This window comes from Synechococcus sp. B60.1 (assembly GCF_047462555.1).
Classification (GTDB): Bacteria; Cyanobacteriota; Cyanobacteriia; order Thermostichales; family Thermostichaceae; genus Thermostichus.
In genome coordinates this window covers 20,531-23,424 of sequence record NZ_JANSJN010000034.1, presented here as the reverse complement: position 1 = coordinate 23,424, position 2,894 = coordinate 20,531, and the positions used below count along the sequence as shown (strand labels likewise).

Sequence of the window (2,894 nt, the reverse complement as noted above, 5' to 3'; positions counted from 1 at the left end):
TTGACCCAGATTCTCACCTACCATGTGGTGCCCGGCAAAGTTCTCTCCAACGATCTGAAAGCTGGGGAAGTGGTCACGGTCGAGGGATCCCCTGTGGAGATTTCTTTGGCTGATGGAGTCAAGGTCAACGATGCCAACGTGGTGACCGCGGATATCGAGGCCGTCAACGGCGTCATCCACGTTATCGACAAGGTGATCCTGCCCCCGCAGAGCTAACCGTCGGTAGAGAAGTTCAAGATCCTGCGGGGTCTAGTTCTCTGGCAGCCCCTGCCCCTGGTGGTGGGGGCTTTGTGTTGCAACTTAGGCCGACGACCCTCAAGGGATCCCTGGCCTTGAGATCTATAGGTCAATGCCGACACTGGAAGCGTAGATTGCTTCCACCGACACGCCCGAGACCCGCTGCGGACGCACGATCATGTACTCATTGTCCATTTGCTTGGGCAAGGTGATGAACTCGTCCCCACCCACCATCAGTTGGTTGATCAGCTCTGTGTATTCTCTGGCTTCCTTGACCCGTACCTGCATGGTTTGTCCACCTTCGAGCATGATGTGGACAAGGTATCCATCGGGTTTTCTGGCCATGGGTGCTCCTACTGGGTGCAGCAAAGATCAATAAGGGGCGTTCTCATGAACATTATTCCCCCATCGGAGAGACCTAGCCAATCCTCGCCCCTGCCAGAAAATCTGGAGTTGCGGCGCGACCAACCCACTTGAGGCAGTTTCCTGAGGGCGGGCACCTCCCTGGCGCACCTCCTTTAGCTCTCCTCCCAGAAAGAGAGGAAAGGCGAAGGAAGGCCAAAGCAAGTGGTTCCCCTGCGCTTAGGGATGGCTATAGATTACTAGAATGTGCCTATTTTGGGCTTCCTACCCAACTTGCTCGACACTGGCTGGGATAGCTGGAGTGACTGGCGCAAACTCCCTTCAACGGCTGGACTGGCGCAACCTCAACACCCTTTGGGGATCCGTTTTGACCGAGACCTTGAGCCGGCTGGGCTGTCGGGTGGCCGTGGTGTGTCCGGGATCCCGCTCTGCCCCCCTCACCTATGCTCTGGCGCAGCACCCCGAGATCGAGGCCATTCCAGTGGTGGATGAGCGGTCGGCGGCCTTTTTTGCCCTTGGCTTGGCCCAGCAGCTCCGGCAACCCATTCCCCTGGTCTGTACCTCCGGCAGCGCCGGCGCCCATTTTTTCCCTGCTCTGATCGAGGCGGCAGAAAGTGGTTGGCCGCTTTTGGTTTTGACGGCGGATCGGCCCCCAGAGCTGCGCCACTGCCGCGCCGGGCAGACTATCGACCAGGTGAAGCTCTACGGCCACTACCCCAACTGGCAAGCGGAATTGGCCCTGCCCAGCGCGGAGCCAGAAGCCCTGGCCTATCTCCGCCAAACCCTGGTTCACGCCTGGGAGCGCACGCTTTATCCTTTTCCCGGACCTGTGCATTTGAACGTGCCCTTGCGGGATCCCTTAGCTCCCGTTGCCGATGGCAGCACTGCGCCCCTGATCCACTTACAGGAAGATCCGGAGTTTGAGAAGACTTTTTTCCGCGGGGTTGTCCCTCCACCTAGCCTGGCCACCCCGGCTGCCGGTTCTGCGTTCGCGTCAACAGCTTCCTTTTGGCAGGAGTGGTGCCGCTGCGAGCGGGGGGTGATCTTGGCAGGGCCGGCCCAACCGGCAGATCCCCAGGGTTATGCAGAGGCGGTGGCCCGTTTGGCCCTGGCCCTGGGCTGGCCAGTGTTGGCGGAGGGACTTTCCCCTCTGCGCAACTACGCTTCCCTTAACCCCTATCTCATCACCACCTATGACCTCCTCCTGCAGCAGGATGTCCCCCAGCTCTGGCCGGAACAAGTCATCCAGTTGGGATCCCTGCCCACCAGCAAAGCGCTGCGGCAAACCCTGGCCAAAGCTTGCCCCCGCACCTGGCTGCTCGATCCCCGGCCCGAAAACGGGGATCCTCTGCACAACCCCACCACCCATTTGCCCTTTGCTGTGGAAGAGCTGGCCGCCGGGATCCCGGCAGGCAAGGCCAAAGCAACCGCTTTTCTGCAAACCTGGCTGAGGGTGGAAGCAAAAGCTCGGGTTGAGCTGGATCGGCTGCTGGCGGCTGTGCCGGAGTGGTTTGAGGGCAAGATTGCCTGGTGGCTGGCCCATCACCTGCCACCGGAGACGCCGCTATTTATTGCCAACAGCACGCCGGTGCGGGATGTGGAGTGGTTTTGGCCGCCCAACGACCGCCGCATCCGGCCCTACTTCAACCGCGGCACCAACGGCATTGACGGCATTCTCTCGACCGCCTTCGGGGTGGCCCACTGCCAGCGCCCGACGGTGTTGCTGACTGGGGATCTGGCCTTTTTGCACGACTGCGGCGGCCTGCGGCTTAGCCCTTACCTGCAGGGATCCCTGACCATTCTTCTCATCAACAACCAGGGAGGAGGGATTTTCGAGCTACTGCCCATTGCGGAGGTGGGCCGCCAGGGGCTCAATCCTCCCTTTGAGCCCTACTTTGCCACTCCCCAGGCGGTGGATTTTGCTCGCCTCTGCCAGGCTCACGGCATTCCCCACCAGCGGCTGGAGACGTGGGAGGAGCTGGCCCAAGCCCTGGATCCCTTGCCCGCCCAAGGGGTGCGAGTGTTGGAGATCCTCACCGATCGGAAAGCCGATGCTCAGCGGCGGCGGGAGTGGTTTCAGCAGTGGTCTGAGCTGCCATCCAGGCTTTAACCCGCTCCCAGATCTGCTCCGGCAGATCCTCAGCCTCGCAGTCTAGCCACTGGATCCCTGGCATGGCCCGAAACCAGGTCATCTGCCGCTTGGCAAACTGGCGGGTGCGCCGCACAATCAAAGGCTGCAGCTCCGCCTCTGGGATCCGCCCTTCTAGGTAAGCGCCGATCTCCGCATAGCCCAA

At 61.1% G+C, this 2,894-nt stretch carries 3 protein-coding genes and 1 pseudogene; 2 read left to right on the top strand and 2 right to left on the bottom strand.

Going from position 1 to position 2,894, the window contains the following annotated elements; genetic code table 11:
• Positions 1 to 216: fasciclin domain-containing protein (locus NW863_RS05625; protein WP_414365084.1), on the top strand; the 216-nt coding region annotated here is incomplete at its 5' end.
• A 123-nt stretch (positions 217 to 339) separates the two neighbouring features.
• On the opposite strand, the gene NW863_RS05620 is transcribed toward NW863_RS05625, so the two are convergent.
• Positions 340 to 582: a hypothetical protein gene (locus NW863_RS05620; RefSeq protein WP_414365083.1), complete on the bottom strand. Its 243-nt coding sequence runs from the start codon at positions 580 to 582 to the stop codon at positions 340 to 342.
• A gap of 319 nt (positions 583 to 901) precedes the next feature.
• Here NW863_RS05620 and menD point away from each other — a divergent pair, with 319 nt between their 5' ends.
• Positions 902 to 2,710: a 2-succinyl-5-enolpyruvyl-6-hydroxy-3-cyclohexene-1-carboxylic-acid synthase gene (gene menD / locus NW863_RS05615; protein ID WP_414365081.1), complete on the top strand. Its 1,809-nt coding sequence runs from the start codon at positions 902 to 904 to the stop codon at positions 2,708 to 2,710.
• Here the strand turns inward: menD and NW863_RS05610 are convergent.
• Positions 2,634 to 2,894: pseudogene (locus NW863_RS05610) on the bottom strand (tRNA (adenosine(37)-N6)-dimethylallyltransferase MiaA); the annotation flags it as partial. The gene menD and the pseudogene NW863_RS05610 sit on opposite strands and share 77 nt — an antisense overlap.

What these genes read in the sequence shown, in the direction of transcription:
- NW863_RS05620 (WP_414365083.1), bottom strand. Translation starts at nt 582, where the DNA reads ATGGCCAGAAAACCCGATGGATACCTTGTCCACATCATGCTCGAAGGT.